Below are 25046 nucleotides of genomic sequence, written 5' to 3'. Positions count from 1 at the left end.
TCCATGGTCTACGGCATCACCGATCTCACGACCTATGTGCTGGGCACGATATTCATCGTGCTCCTGCCCGGCCCCAATTCCCTGTATGTGCTGGCGGTGGCTTCCCAGCGCGGCATTCGGGCCGGCTATCGCGGCGCCTGCGGCATCTTCGCCGGCGACGCGATCCTGATGGTGCTGTCGGCGACCGGCGTGGCCTCCGTGCTGCAGGCCAGTCCCGCCCTGTTCATGGTGCTGAAATACATCGGTGCGGCCTATCTGGCATGGCTGGGCCTCGGCCTGCTGCGTGCCGCGTGGACGATGTGGCAGCAACGCGGGCAGGCCGCCGAGACGCAGCCCAGGGTCGATGCGACAAGGCCTTTCCATGCCGCGCTGGTGATCAGCCTGATGAACCCCAAGGCGATCATGTTCTTCGTCTCCTTCTTCATCCAGTTCGTCGATCCGGGCTATGCTTGGCCGGCACTGTCCTTCCTGATTCTCGGCGTGATCTGCCAGATCATCAGCGGCCTGTACCTGTCGGCCCTGATTCTGGGCGGTGCCCATCTGGCGCGGCAGTTCCGCAGCCGACGCCGGCTGGCCGCCGGCGCCACCGGCGGGGTCGGCGCAATGTTCATCGGATTCGGCGCGAGGCTTGCCGATTCGACCCTGAAATGACGGACCAAAATTAAGCAATCATGCCCAAGCGTAGCGACATACACAGCATTCTGATCATCGGCGCCGGCCCGATCGTTATCGGCCAGGCCTGCGAGTTCGATTATTCCGGCGCCCAGGCTTGCAAGGCGCTGCGCGAAGAGGGCTACCGGGTGATCCTGGTCAACTCCAATCCGGCGACGATCATGACCGACCCGGGTACGGCCGACGTGACCTATATCGAGCCGATCACCTGGCGCGTGCTGGAAAACATCATCGCCAAGGAGCGGCCCGACGCCGTGCTGCCGACCATGGGTGGGCAGACTGCATTGAACTGTGCGCTCGACCTGGCCAAGCATGGCGTGCTGGAGAAGTACGGCGTCGAAATGATCGGCGCCTCGCGCGAGGCGATCGACATGGCCGAGGACCGCGAGAAATTCAAGCAGGCGATGACCCGCATCGGGCTCGGCTCGGCACGCTCGGGTATTGCCCATAGCATGGAAGAGGCGCAGCAGGTGCAGGGCGCCATCGGCTTTCCGGCAATCATCCGGCCGTCCTTCACCATGGGCGGCTCCGGCGGCGGCATTGCCTACAACCAGGAGGAATTCGTCGAGATCTGCAAACGCGGCCTGGAAGCCTCGCCGACCAAGGAACTGCTGATCGAGGAGTCGCTGCTGGGCTGGAAAGAGTACGAGATGGAGGTGGTGCGCGACCACAAGGACAACTGCATCATCATCTGTTCGATCGAAAATCTCGACCCGATGGGCGTGCATACCGGCGACTCGATCACCGTCGCCCCGGCGCAGACGCTCTCCGACCGCGAATACCAGATCATGCGCAACGCCAGCATCGCCGTGCTGCGCGAGATCGGCGTCGATACCGGCGGCTCCAACGTGCAGTTCGCCATCAACCCGAAGAACGGCGCGATGGTGGTGATCGAGATGAATCCGCGCGTGTCGCGCTCCTCGGCGCTGGCTTCGAAGGCCACCGGTTTCCCGATCGCCAAGGTCGCGGCCAAGCTGGCGGTAGGCTTCACGCTCGACGAACTGAAGAACGACATCACCGGCGGCGCCACGCCGGCCTCCTTCGAGCCTTCGATCGACTACGTGGTGACCAAGGTGCCGCGCTTCGCCTTCGAGAAGTTCCCGCAGGCCAATGACCGCCTGACGACGCAGATGAAGTCGGTCGGCGAGGTCATGGCGATCGGCCGCAGCTTCCAGGAGTCGATGCAGAAAGCCCTGCGCGGCCTGGAAGTCAGCGTCTACGGCTTCGACGAAATCGCGGCAGACCGCGAGGAAATCAACCGCGAACTGGCCAGCCCCGGCCCGCAGCGCATCTGGTACGTGGCGCAGGCTTTCCGCGAAGGCTACACACTGCAGCAGGTGTTCGACCTGACCAAAATCGATCCCTGGTTCCTGGTGCAGATCGAGGACATCGTCACCACCGAAGGCTGGATGTGTTCGCAGAACCTGGACGATCTCGACGCCCTCACCCTGCGCGGTCTCAAGCGCAAGGGCTTCTCGGATCGTCGCATCGGCACCCTGGTCAACGCCAGCCACGATCCGGCGGCCGGCGCCAGCGGCGAAACGGCGGTGCGCGAACGGCGCCATGCGCTCGGCATCCGTCCGGTATACAAGCGCGTCGATACCTGCGCTGGCGAGTTCTCGACGGCGACGGCCTACATGTATTCGACCTACGAGGAAGAGTGCGAGGCGCGGCCGAGCGACCGGAAGAAGATCATGGTGCTCGGCGGCGGCCCCAACCGCATCGGCCAGGGCATCGAATTCGACTATTGCTGCGTGCATGCGGCACTGGCGATGCGCGAGGACGGCTATGAGACCATCATGGTCAACTGCAATCCGGAAACCGTGTCCACCGACTACGACACCTCGGATCGCCTCTACTTCGAGCCGGTGACGCTGGAGGACATCCTCGAAATCGTCCATGTCGAGCAGCCCACCGGGGTCATCGTGCAGTTCGGCGGCCAGACGCCGCTGAAGCGGGCGCGCGAACTCGAAGCCAACGGCGTGCCGATCATCGGCACCAGCCCCGACATGATCGACGCCGCCGAGGACCGCGAGCGCTTCCAGCTGCTGCTGCACGACCTGGGCTTGAAGCAGCCGCCGAATCGCACCGCGCGCACCGAGCCGGACGCGATTCGCCTCGCGGCCGAGATCGGCTATCCGCTGGTGGTGCGCCCCTCCTATGTGCTGGGCGGCCGCGCCATGGAAATCGTCCATGAGCAGAAGGATCTCGAACGCTACATGCGCGACGCGATCAAGGTCTCCTTCGATTCGCCGGTGCTGCTCGACCGCTTCCTCAACGACGCCACCGAGGTCGATGTCGATGCCCTGTGCGACGGCACGCAGGTGCTGATCGGCGGCATCATGGAGCACATCGAGCAGGCGGGCGTGCATTCGGGCGATTCCGCCTGTTCGCTGCCGCCGTTTTCCCTGTCTCTCGAAATCCAGGACGAGTTGCGCCGCCAGACCGAGATGATGGCCAAGGGCCTCAATGTCGTCGGCCTGATGAACGTGCAGTTCGCGATTCAGGGACGCGGCGACGAGGCCGTGGTGTACGTGCTCGAAGTCAATCCGCGCGCCTCGCGCACGGTGCCCTTCGTCTCCAAGGCCACCAGCCTGCCGTTGGCCAAGATCGCCGCGCGCTGCATGGCCGGTCGCAGCCTGGCCGACCAGGGCGTGACGCGCGAAGTCATCCCGCCCTATTTTTCGGTGAAGGAAGCGGTATTCCCGTTCATCAAGTTCCCCGGCGTCGATACCATCCTCGGCCCCGAGATGAAATCCACCGGCGAGGTGATGGGTGTCGGCCGCACTTTCGGCGAGGCCTTCGTCAAGTCGCAGCTTGCCGCCGGCACGCGTCTGCCGAGGTCCGGCAAGGTGTTCATCAGCGTCAAGCCGGCCGACCGGCCGAAGGCCGTCGATGTCGCGCGCGAGCTGCACGAACTTGGCTTCGCGCTGGTTGCGACGCGCGGTACGGGAGGCGCGATCGAGGCGGCCGGCATCCCGGTCGGCATCGTGAACAAGGTCACCGAAGGGCGGCCGCACATCGTCGATATGATCAAGAACGGCGAAATCGTGCTGATCGTGAACACCGTCGAGGAAAAGCGCACGGCGATTGCCGATTCGCGTTCGATCCGCACTTCCGCCCTGGGCGCCAAGGTGACGTTGTTTACTACCGTCGAGGGCGGCCGTGCCGCCTGCGCCGGCATGCGCCACGACGGTCTCGAAACCTATTCGCTGCAATCCCTGCACGCCGAGTTGAACGTATGAGCGCAAAATTCCCGATTACCCTGCGCGGCGCCGAACTGCTGCGCAAGGAACTGCAGCGCCTGAAGACCGTCGATCGTCCTGCGGTCATCGCGGCGATCGCCGAGGCGCGCTCGCATGGCGACCTCTCGGAGAACGCCGAATATGACGCCGCCAAGGAGCGCCAGGGTTTCATCGAAGGCCGCATCAAGGAAGTCGAGGGCAAGCTGGGCAATGCGCAGATCATCGATCCGGCTTCGCTCGATGCCGATGGCCGCGTCGTCTTCGGTTCCACGGTCGAACTGGAAGACATGGACAGCGGCGGCAAGGTGACTTATCAGATCGTCGGCGATGACGAAGCCGATATCAAGGCCGGCATGCTGTCGCTGAACTCGCCGGTGGCGCGCGCGCTGATCGGCAAGTTCGCCGGCGACGTGGCCGAGGTGCAGACGCCGGGCGGCCGGCGCGAGTACGAGATTCTCGACGTCAAGTATCTTTGATCCGACATGAGGCAACTGGCCTCTGCGCTCTACAGCATCGCGGTTGCCGTCTGGGTCGGCGGCCTGCTGGCGATCGGTTTCATCGCCGCCCCGGTGCTGTTCGCCCAGTTGGCGGATCGCGCCATGGCCGGCAACCTGGCCGGCGCGATGTTTACCGTCACGGCCTGGGTCGGCCTGGCCTGCGGCAGCTACCTGATCCTGTTCGTGATGTTTGCCAAGGGCTGGCGATCGGTGCAGTCGGGCGTGTTCTGGATCGTGCTGCTGATGCTGGCGCTGACTGCGGCCGGGCATTTCGGCGTGCAGCCGATACTGGAGCAGCTCAAGGCCGATGCGCTGCCGCGCCGGGTCATGGAAAGCGCCTTGCGCGAGCGCTTCACCACCTGGCATGGCGTGTCGAGCGCGCTTTACCTGGCGCAATCCCTGCTCGGGATCGCGCTGGCGATACTGCAGGAACGGGGTCGGGGACGTTAGCCTTGGCGCGGCTTGCGGTTGCGCGCTTCGCTGCGTGCGGCCGCTTGTTTCTTGGTCGCGGGCGCCGTCTTGCGCCGTGGCGTCAGCGCCAACTCTGCGGCGAGATCCTTGGGGTTCTCGCGCCAGAGCACCAGCAGATTGCCGATGTGCTGCACCTCGGCGCAACCGAGCGCGGTGCAGATTTCAGTGAACAAGGCCTCGCGATTTTCGCGCTCGATGCCGTAAAGTCGCAGCTTGATCAGTTCGTGAGCCTTGAGACAGCGGTCGATCTCGGCCAGCACGGAAGGCGTCAAGCCTTTCTGGCTGATCGAAACGACAGGATTCAGATGATGCGCCGAGGCTCTCAGGCTGCGGCGCTGGGCGGGGCTCAGTTGGGTGGAATTTTCAGTCATGGGCGAATTGTAACGTGAGCGGCAAGATCGAGAGCAAGGTCAAGAAGAACAAGACCACCAAGGCGTGGATCACCGAGCACGTCAATGACGCCTATGTGCAGCGGGCCCGGGTCGAGGGCTGGCGATCCCGCGCCGCGTTCAAGCTGACCGAGATCGACGACAAGGACAAGCTGCTCAAACCCGGCATGACCGTGGTCGACCTCGGCTCGGCGCCCGGCAGTTGGTCGCAGGTGGCCGCGAAGCGCATCGCCCCCGGCGGGCGGCTGATTGCGCTGGACCTGCTGCCGATGGAGCCGGTGCATGGCGTCGAGTTCATCCAGGGCGATTTCCACGAGGACGCGGTGTTGCAGGCGCTGACCGATGCCCTCGATGGCCGCCAGGTCGACCTTGTATTGTCGGACATGGCCCCCAATATGTCGGGTATCGGCATGGTCGATCAGGCGCGCGTGATGGTTTTGGCCGAATTGACGCTCGAATTCTGTGTGCTGCACCTGAAACCCGGTGGCGACATGCTGACCAAGGTGTTTCAGGGCGATGGCTTCATGGAATTGCGCCATGCCCTGCAACAACAGTTTCAGACTTTGCAAATGAGAAAGCCGGCCGCTTCACGCAACCGCAGCGCCGAGATATACCTGCTGGCGCGGAACAAGAAGGCCTGACGCGCGGTCTATGCGGTTTGCAGGGTAGGGCGATCGGCACTAGAATGACCTGATATGTACTCCCGCTTGAGGGAAAGAGAGGCTACTCCTTGAATAATATGTTCAAAAACATGGCGATCTGGCTGGTGATCGGCATAGTCCTGATGACGGTGTTCAATCAGTTCAACACGCGTCAGGCTGTGCTCGGCTCGCTGGAATACTCCCAGTTCCTCGAAGAGGTGAAACAGGGTCGTATCGCCAAGGTGGTGATCCAGGGGCGCACGCTCGAAGCCACCACCAACGATGGCAAGCGCATCACCACCTACGCGCCGCCGGACCTGTGGATGGTCTCCGATCTGCTCAAGAACAACGTCAAGGTCGTCGCCAAGCCCGAAGAGGAACAGTCTTTCCTGACCAGCATTTTCGTCTCCTGGTTCCCGATGCTGCTGCTGATCGGCGTCTGGGTCTTCTTCATGCGCCAGATGCAGGGCGGCGGCAAGGGCGGGGCCTTCTCCTTCGGCAAGAGCCGCGCGCGCATGATGGATGAATCGTCGAACACGATCACCTTTGCCGACGTGGCCGGCTGCGACGAAGCCAAGGAGGAAGTCTATGAAATGGTCGACTTCCTGCGCGACCCGACCAAGTTCCAGAAGCTCGGCGGCCGCATTCCGCGCGGCGTGCTGCTGGTCGGCTCGCCCGGTACCGGCAAGACCTTGCTCGCCAAGGCGATCGCCGGCGAGGCCAAGGTGCCCTTCTTCTCGATTTCCGGTTCCGACTTCGTCGAGATGTTCGTCGGCGTCGGCGCCGCGCGCGTGCGCGACATGTTCGACCAGGCCAAGAAAGCCGCGCCCTGCATCATTTTCATCGACGAGCTCGATGCCGTCGGCCGCCAGCGCGGCGCCGGCCTCGGTGGCGGCAATGACGAGCGCGAGCAGACCCTGAACCAGATGCTGGTCGAGATGGACGGCTTCGAGGGTTCCGCCGGCGTCATCGTGGTCGCCGCGACCAACCGTCCCGACGTGCTCGACCCGGCCCTGCTGCGCCCCGGCCGCTTCGACCGCCAGGTGGTGGTACCGCTGCCCGACATCCGCGGCCGCGAGCAGATTCTCAAGGTGCATATGCGCAAGGTACCGGTGGCGCCGGACATCGATGCCTCGATCCTGGCCCGCGGCTGCCCGGGTTTCTCCGGTGCCGACCTGGCCAACCTGGTCAATGAAGCCGCGCTGTTCGCCGCGCGCAGCAACAAGCGCCTGGTGGACATGGAAGACTTCGAGCGCGCCAAGGACAAGATCATGATGGGCGCCGAGCGCCGCTCCATGGTCATGCCCGAGGAAGAGCGCCGCAACACCGCCTACCACGAGTCCGGCCACGCCGTGGTGGCCAAGCTGCTGCCCAAGACCGACCCGGTGCACAAGGTCACCATCATTCCGCGCGGCCGCGCCCTGGGCCTGACCATGCAGTTGCCCGATCAGGAGCGCTACAGCCAGGACCGCGAGCGCCTGCTCAGCACCATCACCGTGCTGTTCGGCGGGCGTATTGCCGAGGAACTCTTCATGCAGCAGATGACCACCGGCGCTTCCAACGACTTCCAGCGCGCCACCGATCTGGCGCGGCGCATGGTGACGCAGTGGGGCATGTCCGACAGCATGGGGCCGATGGTGTATGGCGAAGAGGAAGGCGAGATCTTCCTCGGCCGTTCCGTCACCACGCACAAGAACGTTTCCGAATCGACCATGCAGAAGGTCGACAACGAAATCCGCCGCATCCTCGACGAGCAGTACGCGCGTGCGCGCAAGCTGCTGGAAAACAACCGCGACAAGGTCGAGGCGATGACCGCGGCGCTGCTGGAGCTGGAGACCATCGACGCCGACCAGATCAACGACATCATGGCCGGCCTGCCGCCGCGTCCGCCCAAGCCTTCCAGCGCGCCGCCGGCGCCGCGCGGCGACAGCGCGCCCGGTCCCGAGCCGACCGCGCCGGCACCGGCCTGACCGCCACCACAGCCTGGATGGGCCGCCGAAGCAGAACCGATTCGGCGGCCCGCGTTTTTTCATGACACAGAACTTTCACTGCGGCCGTTTCGTGCTCAATGCGGAGCGCCCGCTGATCATGGGCATCGTCAATCTGACCGACGATTCCTTTTCCGGCGACGGACTGCACGGTGATACCGAGGCGGCCATTGCGCTGGGTTTGCGCCTGATCGAAGAGGGCGCCCAGATTCTCGATCTCGGCGCCGAATCGACGCGACCGGGGGCGCCTCCGGTCGCGGCACAGCAGGAGGTCGACCGCCTGCTGCCGGTGATCGAAGGCTTGCACGGCTGCGGTGTCGCGCTGTCGGTCGATACCTTCAAACCCGAGGTGATGCGCGCTGCGCTGGCGGCCGGCGCCGACATGATCAACGACATCAATGCGCTGCGGGCACCGGGGGCGCTGCAGATCGTCGCCGCCGGCAGCGCCGCCGTCTGCCTGATGCACATGCAGGGGTCCCCAGGCACCATGCAGGACGATCCGCACTACAGCGACATCGTCGGCGAGGTCGCCAGCTTTCTTGGCGAGCGAGTGGCCGCCGCCGAAGCGGCGGGCATTTCCCTGAACCGGATCGCGGTCGATCCGGGCTTCGGTTTCGGCAAGACCTTGGCGCACAATATCGCGCTGTTGCGCCACCTGGATGAACTGCTGGTACCCGGGCTGCCGTTGCTGGTCGGCATGTCGCGCAAGTCGATGCTGGGCCTGCTGACCGGGCGCGCCGCGCCGCAACGGGTCTATGCCGGAATCGCGGCGCATGTGCTGGCGGTGCTGAGCGGCGCCCGCATCGTGCGCGTGCATGACGTCGCCGCGACGCGCGATGCGCTGGCCGTATTGCAAGCTGTGGAGGATTATTGAATGGGACGCAAGTATTTCGGCACTGACGGTGTTCGCGGCCGCGTCGGCCAGGCGCCGATCACGCCGGACCTGATCATGCGCCTGGGCTTCGCCGCCGGCGCGGCGCTGGTGGCGCGCGACGGACTGGGCGCCGAGCGGCCCGCGGTGCTGATCGGCAAGGACACGCGGATTTCAGGCTACATGCTGGAAGCCGCCCTGGAAGCCGGATTTTCGGCGGCGGGTGTGGACGTGATGCTGTGCGGGCCGATGCCGACCCCGGCCGTGGCTTATCTCACGCGCGCGCTGCGGCTGCAGGCGGGCGTGGTGATTTCCGCCTCGCACAATCCCTATGACGACAACGGCATCAAGTTCTTTTCGGCGCAGGGCACCAAGCTGCCGGATGCGGTCGAGCGCGACATCGAAGCGCGGCTCGAACAGCCGATGGTCTGCATGGAATCGGCCAAACTCGGCAAGGCGCGCCGCGTCGATGACGCCGGCGGGCGCTATATCGAATTCTGCAAGAGCACCTTTCCCAACGACCTCGACCTGCGCGGCCTCAAGATCGTGGTCGACAGCGCCCATGGCGCGGCCTATCACGTCGCACCCAGCGTGTTCCATGAACTCGGCGCCGAGATAGTTGGCGTTGGCGACACGCCGAACGGCTTGAACATCAACCTGAATGTCGGCGCCACGGCCCCCGCGGCCTTGCGCGCTGCCGTGCTCGAGCATCGCGCCGACTGCGGCATCGCGCTCGACGGCGACGGCGACCGGCTGGTCATGGTCGATGCCGCGGGCGCCCTCTACGACGGCGACCAACTGCTCTACGTGATAGCCCGCCATCGTGCGCGCAGCCTGCCGGTCCCCGGTGTGGCCGGCACGCAGATGAGCAACCTCGGCTTCGAACATGCGCTGAGCCGGCTCGGCATTGCCCTCGGCCGCGCCAAGGTGGGCGACCGCTACGTGCTGGAACTGATGCAGGAAAAGGGCTGGCTGCTGGGCGGCGAGAACTCGGGCCACATCATCTGCCTCGATCGCCACACCACGGGCGACGGCATCATCGCGGCGCTGCAGGTGCTGGCCGCGCTGCGCGCGGGCGGCGAGACTCTGGCCGCGGCCTGCGCCGATCTGCGCTTGTATCCGCAGAAGCTGATCAACGTGCGCATGCCGGCCGGTTTTGACTGGGCCGCCAACGCCGGCATCCATTCCGCGGTGAAGGCGGCGGAGGCCACGCTCGATGGCAGCGGGCGGGTGCTGCTGCGTCCGTCGGGCACCGAGCCGCTGCTGCGGGTCATGGTGGAAGGGCGCGAAGATGCCGTCGTGTCAGGCCAGGCCGAGGCGATCGCCGGCGTCGTACGGCAGGTCTTCGGCGAGTAAGCGATCAGGGGCTGTACACCGCGCGCAGTACGGTCTGGGTTTCATCGCGGCGCACGCGGTTGCTGAACCACCAGATCCCCGCCTTCTTGATGGTCCATTCGGCCTCGCTGCCGGCCAGCAGCAATGCCGCCAGACGGCCCAGCGCCGGCTGGTGGCTGACCAGGATGATCGCCCCCGGGTGATCCGGCCAGTCCGCGGCGCCCAGCAGATCGGCCGTGCTGGCGCCGACACCGAGTTGTGTCTTGACCTTGACCGGCAGGCCCAGCGTCCGGGCGGTCTGCAAGGTGCGTTTGGTCGGGCTCGACAACACCATGACCTTGGGCAGGCGCTGCCGTCGCAGCCATTCTGCCGCCAGGCCGGCATGTTCGAGTCCCCGTGAGCTGAGTTCGCGGTCGGTGTCGGCGAGCGGCGCCGCGGCATCCTTCGCCTCGCCATGACGCCACAGTATCAGGTCCAAATTGTCTCCCGCACAAGCGGGTCCGGGAGGCCAGGCCCGGTGCGTGACGGGAGCATGACGGCGCGGACAGGATGGAGGCGCGGCGGCTACATCGCCCAGCAGGGCAGCCGCGCGGCGGAAGTTGGTGCTGGCGCTACGGCAACGACCTCGAGCGGGGCGGTTGCCGCGCCGACATTGCCATGGTACTGGCGGCGCTCGATGAACAGCACGCTGCCGGGGATGCGCTTGGCTTCCTTTTTTGCGTCGCTGAGCGCGGCGGAGACATCGTAGTGGGCGGCGAAAGCTCCGGGTTGCACCATGACGCAGCCAATCGACAGGGCCGGCGTCGGGTGGAACACGGCATGCCCTCGGCGGTCCTCGCCAAAATAGCCGCCGGCGCGCAGGTGCTCGGCCGTCACATGCTGTGCCAGCGCCGCGTCGAACTCGCCGATCACGCGGCGCAGGCGTGCTTCCCAGTCATTGCTTTGCATCAGCACGATGAAATCGTCGCCGCCGACATGACCGACGAAATCCTTGTGATCGGCCACGGCTTCCGAAAGCAATGTGCCGACTTGCTGGATCATCCGGTCGCCGCGACGGTAGCCATAGGCATCGTTGTAGGGCTTGAAGTGGTCGAGATCGCAGTAGGCCGCAACAAAACCGTGTTTCGCTTCGATCAGGCGATCCATCTGTTCATTGATCGGCACGTTGCCCGGCAGTTGGGTCAGGGGATTGGCATAGCGCGCGGCGCGTATCTGCATGTCGGTGATGATCGCCATCAGTTCGCGCAGGAAGCCGATGCCGCGATAGCGACCCTGGCGGGTGATGATGAAGCTGTCGCAGACCTCGGTTCCGCGCAGGCTGCCGATGTGCTGGGCGACATCCTGTACGCTCTGCCCCTCGTCGAACAGCTGGGGCGGCTCCATGACGATCGAGCAGGAGCGCTTGCCGTAGAGCTCGCGGCGGAACGGACGGGCAAAGCGGTCGATCAGCGAACTCCGCGTGATCATCCCCAGCGGCGTGCCGTTGGCGACCACCGGCACGGTGTTGAGCGCCGGCTGGTGGGCGAAGATGGAATACACCGCGTCGTTGTCGGTATCCGGGGATACCGGCATCACTTCGTGCAGCAGCTGGTCGATACGCGGCATGCGGCGCTCGGCCTGGGGGCGCGAGGGCAGCACCAGGATGTTGTCGTTGGCCGCGACCGGATGGGCATTGCCTTGCGTGGTGGCGATGACGCGGTGCGGCCGGGCGATGCCGAAGCCCTGCAGGTAGGGAATGCCCAGATCGCGCAGCACTTCCAGTTGCTCCTTGGTTTCCACGCCTTCGGCAATCAGGGCGCTGCCGCAGGCGTCGGCGATCTCGTGCATGGCGCGCACGAAATGCAGCTTGAGCGGATCGGAATCGATGCCGGAGACGAAATGGCGGTCGATCTTGACGAATTCCGGCCGCACTTCCGACCACATGCGCAGATTGGAAAAGCCCTCGCCCATGTCGTCCATGGCGATCTGGATGCCGATGTGGCGGAAGTCCTGCAAGGTTTCCTGCAGGTCGGAGAAATCCGTCACCGACTGGTTTTCGGTCAGCTCGATGACGATCCGCGATGGCGGCACGCCCAGGCGCAGCAGATCCTGGCGGATAGCGCCCAGGCGCTGGCGGCTCGCGTGCAGGCAGCCGATGCTCATGTTCACGAACAGGCGTAGCGCGCAGCGCTGTTCCGCAAATTGCAGGATCGCGGTTTCCACCGCGAGCCATTCGAGTTCATGCGTGCACTGCGCCGCGGCGGCTGCCGCGAACAATGCGGCCGGCGTATGCAGCGCGGAATCCTCCGGGCCGCGGATCAGCGCCTCGCAGGCGAAATGGCGCCCCTGACGCAGATCGAGAATGGGTTGGTACACCGCATACAGTCCGCGGTTCTCCATCAATTGCCGCAGCGCGCGATCGTGCGGGTTTGCATCGGCGACGGCTCCGTCGCTGTGGATGTTCATGCTTTCCTGGCCTTTCTTGGGAAGTGGCTGCCGGTCGCTTCGGGTGTTCTAGCCGCGGCGCGGATGGCCGGGATCGTTCCAGCGCGAGCGCAGCAGGGCCAACAACTCGATGGCGCCCCAGAGCAGGGTGCTGCCCAGCGCCAGGGCGGGATGGGTGACGAAGCGGCGCATCGTGTTCTTTCCGGTTCGGTATTGGCAGGCGAAGGATAGTTCGTGCAAGGCTCAAAAGTCGTCGAGCAGCCAGATCACCACCCATTCGTGATCGAACAAGCGGTCGATGTCGCTGAAGAATCTGTCGAGCAGGGCTTGCATGGCGATACCCCCTTGTTTGATGTAGCCGGCTTGCCCACCTTAGCCGCCGTGTGTTGCAGCAAGTTTTCACCTGGATGACAAATTGCGCCAAAGCGCCGCAAGGCTGCAGGCCACGGAATAATTCGCGAAGCCTTGCGCTATCCTGCGGCGATGACCGACGCGGGCGCACACGAACTCGAAGAACTTGAGCAGATCATCGCCGCCGGCGGTTCCGCCATCGAGGCGCGGACCCTGTGCCAGATCGCTTGCGGCGCAAGGCGCCTGCCGCTCCATGCGATCAGTCTGGGCAATCCCGATCCTGCGGTGCCGGCGATCGGCATTTTCGGCGGCGTGCACGGCCTGGAAAGAATCGGCGCCCAGGTCGCGCTTGCCTTCCTGCACAGCGTCGTCAGCCGGCTGCGCTGGGATACCACGCTGCAGCGCCAGCTGGAACACCTGCGCCTGGTCTTCGTGCCGGTCGTCAATCCCGGTGGCATGTGGCGGCGCACGCGCGCCAATCCGCAGGGCGTGGACCTGATGCGCAATGCGCCGCTGGAGGCGCGCGAACGCACCCCCTTCCTCATCGGCGGACATCGCCTCGGCCCGCACCTGCCGTGGTATCGCGGGCCGCTTGCCGGGCCGCTGGAGGTGGAAACGGCGGCTGTATGCCGGTTGGTGGACGACGAACTGCTCAGTCACAGTTTCAGCATGGTCATCGATTGCCATTCCGGCTTCGGCCTCAGCGATCGAATCTGGTTTCCCTACGCCCATACCGTGTTGCCGATTCCCCACCTGGCGGAAATGCACGCGCTGCTGGAAATCCTCGACCAGACGCACAGCCACCACCGCTACGTGTTCGAGCCGCAAAGCCGCCAGTACCTGGCGCACGGCGACCTCTGGGACTACCTCTACCTGCGTGCGCTGGAGCGCAGCGATCGCGTGTTCCTGCCGCTGACGCTGGAGATGGGCTCCTGGCTGTGGGTCAAGAAGAACCCGCGGCAACTCTTTTCGCGGCACGGCATGTTCAATCCGCTGATCGAGCATCGTCGCCAGCGGGTATTGCGACGTCATCTGGCCTGGCTCGATTTCATGACCCGCGCCGCGAGCGGCAATGCACTCTGGCTGCCCCAGGGCGCGGCGCGCGAAGGGCACCGGAAGCTTGCCATGCAGCGCTGGTATGGCGGTTTGCCGGCGTGAGCCGCGCCGCCGCTCCCTGGGTGTTGCTGCGCGGATTGACGCGGGAGGCGCGCCACTGGGGTCGCTTCCCACGACAGTTGGGCGAGGTGTTTCCCGGCGCCGCGGTGATCTGTCTCGATCTTCCCGGCAACGGCAAACTCAACGGCATGGAGAGTCCGCCCAGCGTCGAGGCCATGGCGGACTGGTGTCACTCCGAAATCGCCAGGCTGGCCATCGCTGTGCCCTGCCGCGTGCTGGCGATGTCGCTGGGCGCCATGGTTGCCGTCGCCTGGGCGCAGCGCCATCCCGGCGACGTCGCCACGGCCGTGCTGGTCAACACCAGCCTGCGGCCCTTCAGTCCGTTCCATCAGCGCCTGCGGCCGGCGAACTATCCGCGTCTGTTGCGCCTGTTCGCCCTGCCCGCCAGCGATCGCGAAATAGAGAGTGCGCTTCTGCAGATGACGACACGGCGCGTGTCCGATCCCGACGCAGTAGTCGGGCAATGGCTGCAGTGGCGACACGAAAATCCCGTGTTGCGCCGCAATGCTCTGCGCCAGTTGCTGGCAGCAGCGCTTTACCGGGCGCCGCAGCAGAGCCCGCTGGAGCGCCTGCTGCTGCTGGCAAGCGCGCGCGATGCCCTGGTCGATACGCGCTGCTCCCTGCAACTGGCCGCGCGGTGGGAAGCCGACATCGCGGTTCATCCCGAGGCGGGGCACGACCTGCCGCAGGACGACGAGGCCTGGGTGCTGCAAAGCATCCAGGCCTGGATCAGGCTCGGTGAATGGGAAGGTCCAGGCGCTTGCGCGCATTCATGTAACGGAGTCGCAACGAAAGCGTAACAGGTGGCAAAGATAATTCGGCGGATTCTCAACCCAGCCTATCGGAGTTATCCATGCGCGTCGTCCTCGCCCTTGCTTCCATCCTGCTTCTTGCCGCCTGTGCCAGCCAGAGTGCACCGCCCGAAAAAGTCGCCGTTGCGTCCGCTGCAAGGCATGTGCCGCAATGCTATTCAGGCGACCACGGGCGCTTCTTCAACGTCGAGGAGACGACGACGATTTCCGGCGTTGCCGTGACCTGCAAGCCGACATCGGACGGCAAGGCGGCGTCGTGGATGGGCAGCAAGCACTGAGCGTTTGCGAAAATCTCAACGCATATCGACTCCCGCACTCGTCACCCCGGCGGTCTCGACACACCCGGGATTCCGCTTCGCGGCAGGCGAAGCCGGGGTCCAGTTCGCCCATCCAGAGGTGCGCGCTGGATTCCGGCGTGCGCCGGAATGACGAAAGGGAAGGCTGATGCCGCTCGATTCACAGCCTTTGAGCGGATCGCGCGGCTGGCCTGCGGCAGTTCCACGAGAGTCGGCGCTGATAGAGCAACTGCGCTACAAGGCGGTCGAGCAAAAAGCGCTCTGATGAAGCATCTGCGCAGCACGGCGGTCGAGCAAAGTACGCTCTCCTCGCCGCTGCGGATCCTCGCCGTAGCGGATGGTGATACGGCGGCGTTGCAACAAATATCCAACACGGCTGTCATCGCAGCGTCAAACGCCGCGCCCAGAGTGATGGGCTCGACCGGTCCCGGGGATTTCCAATGAATTTAAACCGTCCATCGTTCTTCGGCAAGTACCGGGCGTTGTTGCTCGCGATCGGCGTGTTTTTCGTCGTTACGGTAAGCGTCTTTTCCTTCAACTACGTCTTGTCCGTCCGGTTGGTCATCGACGGCGCCCGAGTCAAGAATGCCGGCGTCATACGCGGCCTGACTCAGCAGCATGCCAAGGCGATGCTTTCGCTGGCGCATGAGCTTGCCGCCGGCGACCCGATCCAGACCAGCCAGGCGCAGCTTTCGGAAAGCTCACTGGCGCTGGAGGCGGCACTGGCACGCTCGCTTGCCAGCGCGAAAATGGCAAACGTTACGGCAGAGCTGGAACTGCTGGCCAAGTTCGAGAAGTTCTGGCGACCGCTCGCCGACATCAGCAAATCGATTGATCGCCAGGAGCATCCTGAGCTCATCGATGTGCAGGCGGCCCTGATCAAGTCGAACGCCAACAATGTGCGCCTGATGCAGCTGGCCGAGGACTTGACGCAACTGATCGAGACTGCCGCCGCCGAACGCACCAGGAATCTCGGCACGATACAGACGGTGGCCATCGGGCTGGCGCTGGCCAGTTTCCTGTTCATCGTCTTCTACACGCTGCGCAGCTTGCGCCGCAGCGATCGCGTCGCCGAACTGGCGCGCGCCGAAACCGAGCAGATCATGACCACGGTGCGCGAGGGCCTGTTCCTGATCGATCGCAACGGAACCGTCGGCAGCCAGCATTCGAAGCATCTGGAGAAGCTGTTTCCGGGCGCCTTGCCTGCCGGCGCGGATTTCCTGCAGGTGCTCGGATCGCTGGTAGCCGCCGAGACGCTCAAATCGGCCAGGGAATACATCGGCTTGCTGTTCAACAAGCGGGTCAAGGTGGCACTGGTGAAGTCGCTGAATCCCCTGCACCGCGTCGAGATCGTGGCCGACGAGCAACTGGGCAAGCCGGCTGTCCATCTCAGCTTCGATTTCCACCCCGTGTTCGGCGAACGGGAGGATGGCGTCGCGGCGGTGCTGGTCAGCGCCGTCGATATCAGCCAGCAGGTTGCCCTGGAGCAGGAACTGGAACTGGCCGAGGAGCGCTCGCGAACAGGCATGGGCTTGCTGGCGAGCGTTCTGGAAAACGACCCTGCGGTGGTGGCGGCCTTTCTTGCCGGCGCGGAAGCCGGTCTGGGCGAGATCAACGAGGAATTGCGGCTGATCAAGCCGGGACCGGGCAACTACAATCTGCTGATCAACCGTATTTTCCGCATTGTGCATACGAGCAAGGGCGAGGCGGCGGCCCTTGGTCTGAATACGGTCACCCAGCAGGCGCACCGCTTCGAGGATGTGCTGAGCAGCCTGCGCAAGCGCCTGGACTTGCGCGGCGAGGACTTGATTGCCGTGGCGACCGGCACCGGCGAACTGCTCGGGGAACTGTCCAGGGTTCGCGGCATCGTCGACCGGCTGGGCTCCTATGCCGGCGGCAAGGGGGACGAATCCGCGGTCAGGGAAGAGGACGTGCATCACACTTTGCAGCGTATCCAGCGCCTGACGCTGGCCGTCGCCGCGGACCTCGGCAAGAAGGTGCGCGTGGAAACCTCGCTGGCGCCCCTCGATACGCTGCCGGCTGCCTTCCACCGCCTGCTCCGGGAGGGCTTGCCGCAACTGGTGCGCAATGCCGTGGCCCATGGCATCGAACCCGGCCACGAGCGCCTGCAATCGGGAAAGAAGGCCGAAGGCAGCATACGCATCGAAGTGCGTCAGGGCGAGGCCGGCATCCTGGAACTGGAAGTGGCCGACGACGGTCGCGGTATCGATGCCGGGGCTTTGCGGCGCAAGCTGGTGGAGAGCGGGCGCTACCAGGAACACGAAGTCGCCGCCATGGCGGTGCGCGACGTGATTGCGACGATCTTCCAGCCTGGCATGTCCACCTCGGATCACGTCGATGAACACGCGGGCCGGGGTGTCGGGCTCGACGTACTGCACGCCCTGGTCAAGGAAACCGGCGCCCGCATCAAGCTCGTCTCGACGCCATTGAGCTTCACCCGATTCATCCTGCAATGGAGCCCGGCAAGCTGATGTCCAAACTGCTGATCGTCGATGATTCCAGCATCATCCGCAACCATATCGCGCGTCTGATGGCGAATTCGCGACTGCCCAGGATCGATATCGTCGGCCTCGCCGGCGATGGCAGAAAGGCGGTCGAGATGGCGAAAACCGCGCGCCCCGACTACATCACGATGGATCTGACCATGCCGCATATGGACGGCGAAGCCTGCATCGGGGAAATTGCGCAACTGCTGCCCGATGCGCGGATCCTGGTGGTGTCGGCACTGTCGGACAAGGCCACCGCCCTGCGGGCGATTTCGCGGGGCGCGCACGGCTTCGTGCACAAGCCGTTTTCGGACGAAACCATGATTCAGTCACTGCTGGAGTTGATGAGTTGAACTACCGTGCCCTGAATCCGGAAGACATCCAGGTGTTTTCCGAAGCGATTTCGACCTTCTTCGAGCGCATGACGCAGCGTCCGGCCCGCGTGCGCACGGCCTACATGCTCGATCGGCCCGAAACGATCCTGTGGAACGACTTCAACGGCGTGATCCAGGTTTCGGGTGGATTTCGCGGCGCCATCAGTTTTTCGGCCCCGCAGGGACTGCTGACCGAAGTGCTTGCCGCCATGGGCGAGACGGAGCAGTCGCTCGAAAACGTCCTCGATGTGGCGGGCGAGATCGCCAACATCCTGTCGGGCCGCGCCAGGCGACACTTCGGCGAAGCGCTCGACATCGCGACGCCGATATCCTGCGTACGTGAGGGCGCGGTGATACCGAATCTGGCCGCGGGACCGGCCTACGCCATTCCGCACACCTGGGGGCCTTACGAAGCCCATCTGGTGGTGCATCTGGACCTGGTTCAGCGCCGCTGACTGCCCGCAGGAGCGGAGGCGTCCGCCCTGGACCGCTGGCCTCCCGCTTTCGCGGCTACCGCTGCCGGGCCGGCTCCAGGCCGTGTGTCCGATAGATCTGCGTGACGGTCTCGGTCGCAAGAAAATCGAGCAGCGCAGCGCCCCACGCGCCGCCATCGCCAACCAGCCCGCAGTCGGCGCGACCGATCTCCGTCCCGCCATCCTGAACCCAAGCCGCTGGTTGCACGAAATCGAACAGTTCAGGGAAGATGCGCCGGTAACGCAGCGCGAGATGATAGAAGACGACGGCGACGTCGGCTTGATCGTCGGCCAATGCCTGGGGCGCCTCGCGGTGGTGAATCGACTTGCCGTAGATCAACTTGCCGGGATCGGGCTGCCCAAGCGCGTGCACGAGAAAACCCAGCGTCACGCCCTCCACCGTCGCAAGACGGCGCAACGCCCCGAGATAGGTTTCGTAGCTGACTTTTTCGGTGATCGGATTGGACATGAACAGCCTGACATCGTCGCGCAGCAGGTCGGCTGCGCCGAGAACGCTCTTCGGGTTTCCCTTCTTCACCAGCAGAGCCGCACCGCGGCCGCGCATGAACGGACGATAGGCCGCCATGTGCCCGGCGGCCACCGCCTGGTCCAATACCGGCGGTGGGCTGATCATGACGTGAGGCTTGACCGAGAGCCGAAGATTGCCGATGTCGAGATGGCCGGCGCGCAGTAACTGCAGCGCCACGCGCGGCGGCGTGGTGGTGTAAAAGACGTCTTCCACGGCGGGGTTTTCCGCAAGAAAAGCCGCCAGTACTTCGCGCAAGGCCATGTGGTGATTGCCGTCGGACACCACCACCAGGCGCGCGCGCAGCGGGTCACCGTGAAAGTCCAGGCAAACATTCGATCCCGGCTGGACCAAGCGCAGTTCGCCGCCATCGATTGGGCCCGCGGTCTCGTCCGGCCAACTCAGGCTAGCCATTGAAGACGCTCGCGCTCAGGTGAAGGTGGGGAACAGGGCCGAGGTCCATACCTTCGCATCATCGATCTGCCGGCCAAATAAGTAGACCGGGCGATGGCCGTGCGGGCCGTTGTGCGGATCGATGTCGAGCGTGCCGCTGACCTCGCGTGGCGCCGGTGCATCGCTCATGCGCTCGAAAGCGAGGAACATCTCCACGCCCGGCAGGTCGCGCCTCATGCGCGCCGCTTCAAGCAGCTCGGCGCCGGTGATTTCCCACGCAAATGTCGGGCAATGCACGAAGGGATTTCCCTTCAGCGGATCGCCGACCTTCACGTAACCGTCGATGGTGCCTTCGACGCGAATCCTGGCGGTGGCCAGGTGCGACACGTCCAGCTCTATCGCATCGACGTCGCCGTAAGTGTCGCTCCTGAAACCGACCGTGGTGGCCGATTCGCGCCAGCAGGTCTCTTCAATGTGCTCGAAGCCGCGCCCGGCGAAGTCGTTGATGACGGCGTTGGTGATGGTGACCTTGCCCTTCCACGCGGCCCAGCGGTAACGGTCCTTGACCCGCGCGCCGCCCCAGCGGAAGCGGATCTTGCGGTCCGAGTAGCCGAGTTCCTGTTGCAAGTCGCGACGCCAGATTTCGCCCGTGTGGTCGAAGGCCACGATCTCGTCCCAGCCGACATCGCCGAGGAATCGGTAGTCGATGGTAGCCGGCCCCTGGTGCTCGAATTCGTCGCCCATGATGTGCTCGCCGACGCGAATCAGGCCATAGCTGCGTTCTCCGGTCGAAGCGAAGGTGTGGCGCGCCCGCAGCGCCTTGGCGATGGCTTTGCGCGACAACTCCGGCGCGATCACGCCGGACATGCCGCCCTTGGTGCCGAACACCGCCGTACCCGGCACGCCGCCGCCGCAGCGGCCCCGGTGCTCGTCGCCGGCCATCGAGGCGCCGATCTTGTAGCCGCGCACCATCGCTTCCTGATAGAGCCAGCCGAAGTGTCCCCAGCTGGAGCCAATCTCGATCAGTCGCTCCAGCTTGGGATAATGCCAATCGAGAATGCAGCGACGGCCACCCACATGCGGAATGAGCAAATGCCCCTCCGGATCATGGGCGTAGGCGGCCCACAGTTCTTCGAGTGGCCAGGCGCCCGGCTCGACGCCGCCGCCCTTCATCTCTTCGTTCCACTCCACCGAGCGCACGTGCTCGCCGGTCTTGAGATAAGGAAACTCCGGTTCGTCGTCGTGGAGGAAAACCACATTGTGGTCGCCGCCGGCGCAGCTCGACCCGCACCACTCGGTGCCGGGATAGGCGACGAAGCTGCCGTCCTTCGTAATTTCGCGTATCAGTTCGACCGTCTTCTTCCACTTCTCGGTGGTGATGTTGAAGTCGTTGTGGGCGAAGGCAAGGATGTCGAGGCCGGTCACGTCGCGGCCGTAGGTCAGGTTGTAGGTGGTCGAGTTGGTGCCGATGGTGTCCTCCGAATGAACGTGGAGGTCGCAGTAATAAATGCGCGGCATGGCGAGCGTCTGGTCGATGGTGACATAGAAGCTCTGCGCTTTGACCGATGGATGTTCCGGCAGGCTGGCGGTGACGATCAGTTCGCCGGCATTCTTGCTCGGCAGGTCTTCCAGCAGCAGCACCGCCCAGCCTTTTTCCGACAGACGCGTTTCCTTGTCATACACCGGCTTGCCATCCAGCGTGGCCTTGATGCTGACCCTGTCGCCACGGTTCCAGCAGGTGTTGCCCCATTGATCTTCGCTGCGCAGGCGCAGGGGAAACTTCTCGCCGGCGCGCACGATGCGGGAGCCGCCCCACATCAATTGCGCCGGCGCGCCGGCCTTGATGTCGATTACCAGGTCTTCGCCGATGGAGGCAAAGCGCGAGGTTCCGAGCGGATCGACATAGCAGCGGATGCGGAAGAATTCTTCGACAAACGTCTGTACGCGGGTGCCGGCGCCGCCGAAACGGCGGTCGCCGAGGCGGATGATGATGTGGTCGCCGGCCTTCAGATAGCCGTCATAGGTATCGACGATCACCGCCTTCTGGAAGGGCCGCTCATGGCCTTTCTGATCGAAACGCACGCTGAGCTTCTGCACCGTGGCGGGGCTTTGCCCGGGGACGGTCGGCGCGGCGTGATATTCAGCCGAGATATAGTTCGCCCCGGCCGGATCGGCGGTCTGGAACAGCGCCCAGTCGGAATAGAAACGAAAGGTCGCCTTGAACCAGGAGCCGTCGGCCATGCCCGACGCGCCCAGCTCATAGTCGATGATGATTTCCTGCCACGAGCCTGCTTCCATTTGCTCGATGTTGCAACTGACCTTGCCCAGGAAGGGCATGTCCTTGGTGATTTGATAGAGGCTGGGGGGGGCCGTGTAGTCGCCGAGCTTGGTTTGCAATTCGGCATTGGTCATTTTTTTCATGCTGTCTTTCCCGTTTTCAGTATTTCAGTCAAAAAGCAACTCCGAGCCGATCGTGGGATGGATCGGAGTGCATTGCGTCAAGCTTGCCTATGGTTATTTGAACGGCCACGGTGCTGCCGGATCCCATACCGGAATACCCATGAAGGCATACCACGGCGCCATGACGCAGATGCCGTAGGCGATGGCGATCAGTACCGATACCCAGCCGACCTTGGCGTAGTCCGCCATGCTGAAGGTGCCGCTGCTATAGGCGATCACCGCTGCCGTGATCTGCGTCGGCAGGATGTAGGCGAAGGTGTCGGTATCGGACACCAGCATGGTGAAGGCCACCGGGTGCAGGCCGAGCTTGGGTGCCAGCGCGAGGAGTATCGGCGCCAGCATGGTGATGGCCGCCACGTTGGAGAGCATGCCCAGGCGAATGACGTGGGTGCCCAGCATCAGGACCAGCAGGATCATCCACCAGGCATGGCCATGGGCCAGCGGATGAATGATGTCGGACAACCACTGCGCCAAGCCGGTGCTGCCCATGGCCGCGGACATGGACAGCGCACCGGCCAGCAACAGGAAAGTGCCCCAGATGGTGCGATCCTGCAGATCCTTCCACTTGAAGCCGAACAGGCCGGGTGCGAACAGGATCGCCATGCCGATCAGGGCCGCATTGTGCGACTTCACGCCGTGCCAGGACTCCGTCACCCACATCACGGCGATCAGCCCGAACACCGCGAGAATGAGCCATTCCGCCTGATTGGTCTTCGGCAGTTGCTCGTGTTGTTTCTCCACGGCCTCGAATCCGCCGTGGATGCCCACGCTGCGCGTACGGAAGTAGCGCTGTACCCACCACTGCGTAAGAACGAACATGCCGAGATAGGGCCACTGCAGCTTGAACCAGTCGATGTAGGAGAGATTCAGCGCCAGCTCGGTCTCGAACAGGCCCACCAGCACCAGGTTCGGCAAATGCGCGGTCATGATGCACATGCCGCTGATCATCGAACCATAGACCAGGGTCTGGATCACGATGGCCTTTTTGCCGGCGCGTTCTTCCGGCGTGTCGCCGAACATCTCGGTGATGCCGTTCACCACCGGCAGCAGCGTCGCCGCGCGTGCGTTGGCGGCGGGAATGATCAGCGACAACAGCAGGTTCGCCGCGAACATCGCCCAGATCACGCCGTTCACCGTCCTCACCTTGAGCTTGTGCAGCAGGCCGAGGGCGATGCGTCGATCGAGCCCGGCGGCCTGCATGACGGCAGCAAAGATGAATGCCGCCAGGCAGAGAAACACCACCGGCGTGGTGAAGCCGCTGGCCGCCTTGGGAAACTTGTCGATCGCACCGCTCATCACCAGCAGCATCGGGATCAGCAGGCCGGAAATGCCCACCGGAATCGCCTCGGTGATCCACATGATGCAGGCCCACACCACCACTGCCAATGCCGCCTTGCCTGCAACCGTGAGGCCGGCGGGAATCGGCATCAGCCACAGAATGGCGAAGAACGCGACCCACGCCACGACGAAGCCGCAGGCGCACTTGCCCGGCGTGCGGCCCGACTCGCGAATGTTGGTGCCCCAGTTGGTGAGGAAGCCGCTAAGGCTGTACGACATATCCTGGCTCATGAACCGGCCCCTATTTGAGGTTTGCGGCGGTGAGAGAAACCAGCAGCACGCCGATTACCGCGCCGCCATCCTTGACCGGCGCCGCGATCTGCACGGTGTCGATGTTGGTGCTCGGATCCGGCTTGGATTCCGCTTGGTGCCAGACCTTGCCGGCAAATGCCTCGTCGAAGTTCGGTTTGCCCTTGCCGATGTAGATTGCCGGCATCGAAGTGAATGCCACGCGCTGGCTCTTGTCGCCGGAAAGCACGATCTTGTTGATGCCTTTCGCATCGGCATTCATCCACTTGGTGAGCAGTTGGCCGGCAGGATTCGTCACCAGAGATTTGACTGCCGGATCGTCTTCCTTCAGCTCGCGCCACTTGGCATTGCCCATCCCGGCTATCGGTCCGCTGGCATTGGACTCCTTCACCGCCTTCAGGATTTGCGGATCCGCGGCCCATGCGACGGCCTGCTTTTTGTAGGTGTCGATCCGGGGCTGCATTTTTGCCGTTACGTCGCCCGCCCACGCCGCGCTTGCTGCTCCCAGCGCGAAACAACAGGCCGCCACTTGAATTGCCGACCGCGAAATCAATTGAGTCAATGTGCCATGCGCCATCGCTTCCTCCGTTTGTCCGATCCCGTTGTCCGGCAGTAACACGGTTCCTCGTCGCACCACCGTTTGGTCAAGGACGCTGTCTTGCGTTCCCTGGACCACGTGATTAGTGTTCGCGCCAGAGAAGACTGTGTCTGTCGGCCAGCCGACATTCGGCAAACGGGAATGTTTGAGTTTGCTTTAAACCAATGGAGACGGTGTGGAAGCGAATTACGGACAAGGCGACCGCCCATTGTGGCAGACGGATTTTGCGGCAGGCATGCGGCTCATTCGGTGAACATGCAGCACACGCCATCGAAGTTCCTGACCCGTCTCAACGGCGTCGACCGTGCCGCCCTGGCCGCGCTGGCGAAAGCCCGCCGCGTTCCTCGCGGCGAGGCAATATTCAGTGCCGGCGGCCCCGGCAAGCATGTCTATTTTCTGGAATCCGGCAAGATCAAGATATGCCAGCCATCGTCATCGGGCAACGAGATCATTCTGTGGTTCTGCCTGCCGGGCGAAATATTCGGCCTGGCCGAAGTGTCCCACGGCGGCGGGCGGGTGGTCAGCGCGATTGCCTGCGAGGAATCGCTGGTGCTCTCGCTCAGCCAGAAAGATTTCCTCGAATTTCTCACTGCGCATCCCGAGGCGGTCATGCTGTCGATGCAGGCGCTGTCGTCCCGGCTGCGGGTTCTCGGAGAAATGGTGGTCAACCTTGTCTCCGACGACGCCAACACCCGCATCGCCAAGCTGCTGCTGCGCTTGGCGGCGCGCTACGGCAAGCGCGAGGGCAGTATCGTCCATCTCGATGTGCCGCTCACCCATGAAGAAATCGCGAGCATGGTCGGAACCACGCGACAGACGGTCACCACGGCGATCGGCCAGTTCCGGCGGCAGGGCGTCCTCAGTATCGAGAACCGCCGTATTCAGATCGAAAGCGAAGATCTATTGACGGAGATTTCGCAGGCGGCCGCGCAACCGGCGAAACACCGATAAGTCAGGCCG

24 protein-coding genes are annotated in these 25046 nt (G+C 64.2%); 16 read left to right on the top strand and 8 right to left on the bottom strand.

All coding sequences use genetic code 11. The features are described from left to right. Positions 1-3 precede the first annotated feature (3 nt). The 4 genes from leuE to RMO95_RS13690 are packed head-to-tail and all read left to right on the top strand — an operon-like array spanning position 4 to position 4864. Entirely contained in the window at positions 4-651 is a 648-nt protein-coding gene (gene leuE / locus RMO95_RS13705) for a leucine efflux protein LeuE (protein WP_310451193.1), read from the top strand. Between the two features lie 20 nt (positions 652-671). Further along, positions 672-3917: a carbamoyl-phosphate synthase large subunit gene (gene carB / locus RMO95_RS13700; protein WP_310451192.1), complete on the top strand. Its 3246-nt coding sequence runs from the start codon at positions 672-674 to the stop codon at positions 3915-3917. Next, positions 3914-4393 carry a transcription elongation factor GreA gene (gene greA, locus RMO95_RS13695; protein ID WP_310451191.1) on the top strand — a complete coding sequence of 160 codons (480 nt, stop codon included), beginning with the start codon at positions 3914-3916 and terminating at the stop codon, positions 4391-4393. The genes carB and greA overlap by 4 nt, the downstream gene beginning before the upstream one ends. Before the next feature lie 6 nt (positions 4394-4399). After that, a complete protein-coding gene (locus tag RMO95_RS13690) occupies positions 4400-4864 on the top strand; it encodes a DUF4149 domain-containing protein (RefSeq protein ID WP_310451190.1) in 465 nt (154 codons plus the stop codon). Here RMO95_RS13690 and RMO95_RS13685 read toward each other — a convergent pair. Further along, a complete protein-coding gene (locus RMO95_RS13685; protein ID WP_310451189.1) occupies positions 4861-5256 on the bottom strand; it encodes a YhbY family RNA-binding protein in 396 nt (131 codons plus the stop codon). The genes RMO95_RS13690 and RMO95_RS13685 overlap by 4 nt on opposite strands. Positions 5257-5270: 14 nt before the next feature. Here RMO95_RS13685 and RMO95_RS13680 point away from each other — a divergent pair, with 14 nt between their 5' ends. The 4 genes from RMO95_RS13680 to glmM all read left to right on the top strand — a co-directional run bounded on the left by RMO95_RS13680 (position 5271) and on the right by glmM (position 10130). Then, a complete protein-coding gene (locus RMO95_RS13680) occupies positions 5271-5915 on the top strand; it encodes an RlmE family RNA methyltransferase (RefSeq protein WP_310451188.1) in 645 nt (214 codons plus the stop codon). Between the two features lie 89 nt (positions 5916-6004). Further along, the gene (gene ftsH / locus RMO95_RS13675; protein ID WP_310451187.1) at positions 6005-7885 is read left to right on the top strand and encodes an ATP-dependent zinc metalloprotease FtsH; all 1881 of its coding nucleotides are present in this window, start codon (positions 6005-6007) and stop codon (positions 7883-7885) included. A 61-nt stretch (positions 7886-7946) separates the two neighbouring features. Continuing rightward, positions 7947-8777: a dihydropteroate synthase gene (gene folP / locus RMO95_RS13670; RefSeq protein WP_310451186.1), complete on the top strand. Its 831-nt coding sequence runs from the start codon at positions 7947-7949 to the stop codon at positions 8775-8777. Further along, positions 8778-10130, top strand: a complete 1353-nt coding sequence (gene glmM / locus RMO95_RS13665) for a phosphoglucosamine mutase (RefSeq protein WP_310451185.1) — start codon at positions 8778-8780, stop codon at positions 10128-10130. A 4-nt stretch (positions 10131-10134) separates the two neighbouring features. Here the strand turns inward: glmM and RMO95_RS13660 are convergent, their stop codons facing one another. The 3 genes from RMO95_RS13660 to RMO95_RS13650 all read right to left on the bottom strand — a co-directional run bounded on the left by RMO95_RS13660 (position 10135) and on the right by RMO95_RS13650 (position 12725). Then, positions 10135-10587: a SixA phosphatase family protein gene (locus RMO95_RS13660; RefSeq protein WP_310451184.1), complete on the bottom strand. Its 453-nt coding sequence runs from the start codon at positions 10585-10587 to the stop codon at positions 10135-10137. Between the two features lie 86 nt (positions 10588-10673). Continuing rightward, positions 10674-12554, bottom strand: coding sequence for a GGDEF domain-containing protein (locus RMO95_RS13655; protein ID WP_310451183.1), 1881 nt, complete (start codon positions 12552-12554; stop codon positions 10674-10676). 48 nt (positions 12555-12602) lie between these two features. Further along, positions 12603-12725 (bottom strand): hypothetical protein, encoded by a 123-nt coding sequence (locus RMO95_RS13650; RefSeq protein WP_310451182.1) that lies wholly within the window; start codon positions 12723-12725, stop codon positions 12603-12605. Positions 12726-12998: 273 nt separating this feature from the next. Here RMO95_RS13650 and RMO95_RS13645 point away from each other — a divergent pair, with 273 nt between their 5' ends. The 7 genes from RMO95_RS13645 (at position 12999) to RMO95_RS13615 (ending at position 18504) form a co-directional block, all read left to right on the top strand. Then, positions 12999-14042 (top strand): M14 family zinc carboxypeptidase, encoded by a 1044-nt coding sequence (locus RMO95_RS13645; RefSeq protein ID WP_310451181.1) that lies wholly within the window; start codon positions 12999-13001, stop codon positions 14040-14042. Then, entirely contained in the window at positions 14039-14860 is an 822-nt protein-coding gene (locus RMO95_RS13640) for an alpha/beta hydrolase (protein WP_310451180.1), read from the top strand. Before RMO95_RS13645 ends, RMO95_RS13640 begins: the two co-directional genes overlap by 4 nt. Before the next feature lie 53 nt (positions 14861-14913). Next, positions 14914-15150 carry a hypothetical protein gene (locus RMO95_RS13635; protein WP_310451179.1) on the top strand — a complete coding sequence of 79 codons (237 nt, stop codon included), beginning with the start codon at positions 14914-14916 and terminating at the stop codon, positions 15148-15150. 282 nt (positions 15151-15432) lie between these two features. Next, positions 15433-15612 (top strand): hypothetical protein, encoded by a 180-nt coding sequence (locus RMO95_RS13630; protein ID WP_310451178.1) that lies wholly within the window; start codon positions 15433-15435, stop codon positions 15610-15612. Continuing rightward, positions 15609-17660, top strand: coding sequence for an ATP-binding protein (locus RMO95_RS13625; RefSeq protein WP_310451177.1), 2052 nt, complete (start codon positions 15609-15611; stop codon positions 17658-17660). The genes RMO95_RS13630 and RMO95_RS13625 overlap by 4 nt, the downstream gene beginning before the upstream one ends. Then, the gene (locus RMO95_RS13620; RefSeq protein ID WP_310451176.1) at positions 17660-18028 is read left to right on the top strand and encodes a response regulator; all 369 of its coding nucleotides are present in this window, start codon (positions 17660-17662) and stop codon (positions 18026-18028) included. The genes RMO95_RS13625 and RMO95_RS13620 overlap by 1 nt, the downstream gene beginning before the upstream one ends. Beyond that, entirely contained in the window at positions 18025-18504 is a 480-nt protein-coding gene (locus RMO95_RS13615; RefSeq protein WP_310451175.1) for a chemotaxis protein CheX, read from the top strand. The genes RMO95_RS13620 and RMO95_RS13615 overlap by 4 nt, the downstream gene beginning before the upstream one ends. 55 nt (positions 18505-18559) lie before the next feature. Here RMO95_RS13615 and RMO95_RS13610 read toward each other — a convergent pair whose 3' ends face one another. From RMO95_RS13610 to RMO95_RS13595, 4 genes are all read right to left on the bottom strand, one after another. Next, on the bottom strand, positions 18560-19462 hold the full coding sequence (locus tag RMO95_RS13610) for a substrate-binding domain-containing protein (protein ID WP_310451174.1): 903 nt from the start codon (positions 19460-19462) through the stop codon (positions 18560-18562). A 15-nt stretch (positions 19463-19477) separates the two neighbouring features. Continuing rightward, positions 19478-21862: a hypothetical protein gene (locus tag RMO95_RS13605; protein WP_310451173.1), complete on the bottom strand. Its 2385-nt coding sequence runs from the start codon at positions 21860-21862 to the stop codon at positions 19478-19480. 93 nt (positions 21863-21955) lie between these two features. Beyond that, complete coding sequence (locus RMO95_RS13600; RefSeq protein ID WP_310451172.1) at positions 21956-23458, bottom strand: DASS family sodium-coupled anion symporter; 1503 nt, start codon at positions 23456-23458, stop codon at positions 21956-21958. A 22-nt stretch (positions 23459-23480) separates the two neighbouring features. Then, the gene (locus tag RMO95_RS13595; protein ID WP_310451171.1) at positions 23481-24107 is read right to left on the bottom strand and encodes a hypothetical protein; all 627 of its coding nucleotides are present in this window, start codon (positions 24105-24107) and stop codon (positions 23481-23483) included. 234 nt (positions 24108-24341) lie between these two features. Between RMO95_RS13595 and RMO95_RS13590 the strand changes: the two genes are divergently transcribed. Further along, complete coding sequence (locus RMO95_RS13590; RefSeq protein ID WP_310451223.1) at positions 24342-25037, top strand: Crp/Fnr family transcriptional regulator; 696 nt, start codon at positions 24342-24344, stop codon at positions 25035-25037. Positions 25038-25046: the final 9 nt, after the last annotated feature.

It is taken from the genome of Sulfuritalea sp. (assembly GCF_031426875.1).
Taxonomy (GTDB): Bacteria; Pseudomonadota; Gammaproteobacteria; order Burkholderiales; family Rhodocyclaceae; genus Sulfuritalea.
Note: the sequence above shows the minus strand (reverse complement) of the source record. Positions and strands in the feature narration are given on the sequence as shown.

Coding starts and splice junctions, on each gene's coding strand:
- RMO95_RS13655 (WP_310451183.1), bottom strand. CDS start 12,554: ATGAACATCCACAGCGACGGAGCCGTCGCCGATGCAAACCCGCACGAT.
- RMO95_RS13600 (WP_310451172.1), bottom strand. CDS start 23,458: ATGTCGTACAGCCTTAGCGGCTTCCTCACCAACTGGGGCACCAACATT.
- RMO95_RS13610 (WP_310451174.1), bottom strand. CDS start 19,462: ATGGCTAGCCTGAGTTGGCCGGACGAGACCGCGGGCCCAATCGATGGC.
- leuE (WP_310451193.1), top strand. CDS start 4: ATGGTCTACGGCATCACCGATCTCACGACCTATGTGCTGGGCACGATA.
- glmM (WP_310451185.1), top strand. CDS start 8,778: ATGGGACGCAAGTATTTCGGCACTGACGGTGTTCGCGGCCGCGTCGGC.
- RMO95_RS13650 (WP_310451182.1), bottom strand. CDS start 12,725: ATGCGCCGCTTCGTCACCCATCCCGCCCTGGCGCTGGGCAGCACCCTG.
- RMO95_RS13635 (WP_310451179.1), top strand. CDS start 14,914: ATGCGCGTCGTCCTCGCCCTTGCTTCCATCCTGCTTCTTGCCGCCTGT.
- RMO95_RS13630 (WP_310451178.1), top strand. CDS start 15,433: ATGAAGCATCTGCGCAGCACGGCGGTCGAGCAAAGTACGCTCTCCTCG.
- RMO95_RS13625 (WP_310451177.1), top strand. CDS start 15,609: ATGAATTTAAACCGTCCATCGTTCTTCGGCAAGTACCGGGCGTTGTTG.
- carB (WP_310451192.1), top strand. CDS start 672: ATGCCCAAGCGTAGCGACATACACAGCATTCTGATCATCGGCGCCGGC.
- RMO95_RS13605 (WP_310451173.1), bottom strand. CDS start 21,862: ATGAAAAAAATGACCAATGCCGAATTGCAAACCAAGCTCGGCGACTAC.
- RMO95_RS13685 (WP_310451189.1), bottom strand. CDS start 5,256: ATGACTGAAAATTCCACCCAACTGAGCCCCGCCCAGCGCCGCAGCCTG.
- greA (WP_310451191.1), top strand. CDS start 3,914: ATGAGCGCAAAATTCCCGATTACCCTGCGCGGCGCCGAACTGCTGCGC.
- folP (WP_310451186.1), top strand. CDS start 7,947: ATGACACAGAACTTTCACTGCGGCCGTTTCGTGCTCAATGCGGAGCGC.
- RMO95_RS13620 (WP_310451176.1), top strand. CDS start 17,660: ATGTCCAAACTGCTGATCGTCGATGATTCCAGCATCATCCGCAACCAT.
- RMO95_RS13690 (WP_310451190.1), top strand. CDS start 4,400: ATGAGGCAACTGGCCTCTGCGCTCTACAGCATCGCGGTTGCCGTCTGG.
- RMO95_RS13590 (WP_310451223.1), top strand. CDS start 24,342: ATGCAGCACACGCCATCGAAGTTCCTGACCCGTCTCAACGGCGTCGAC.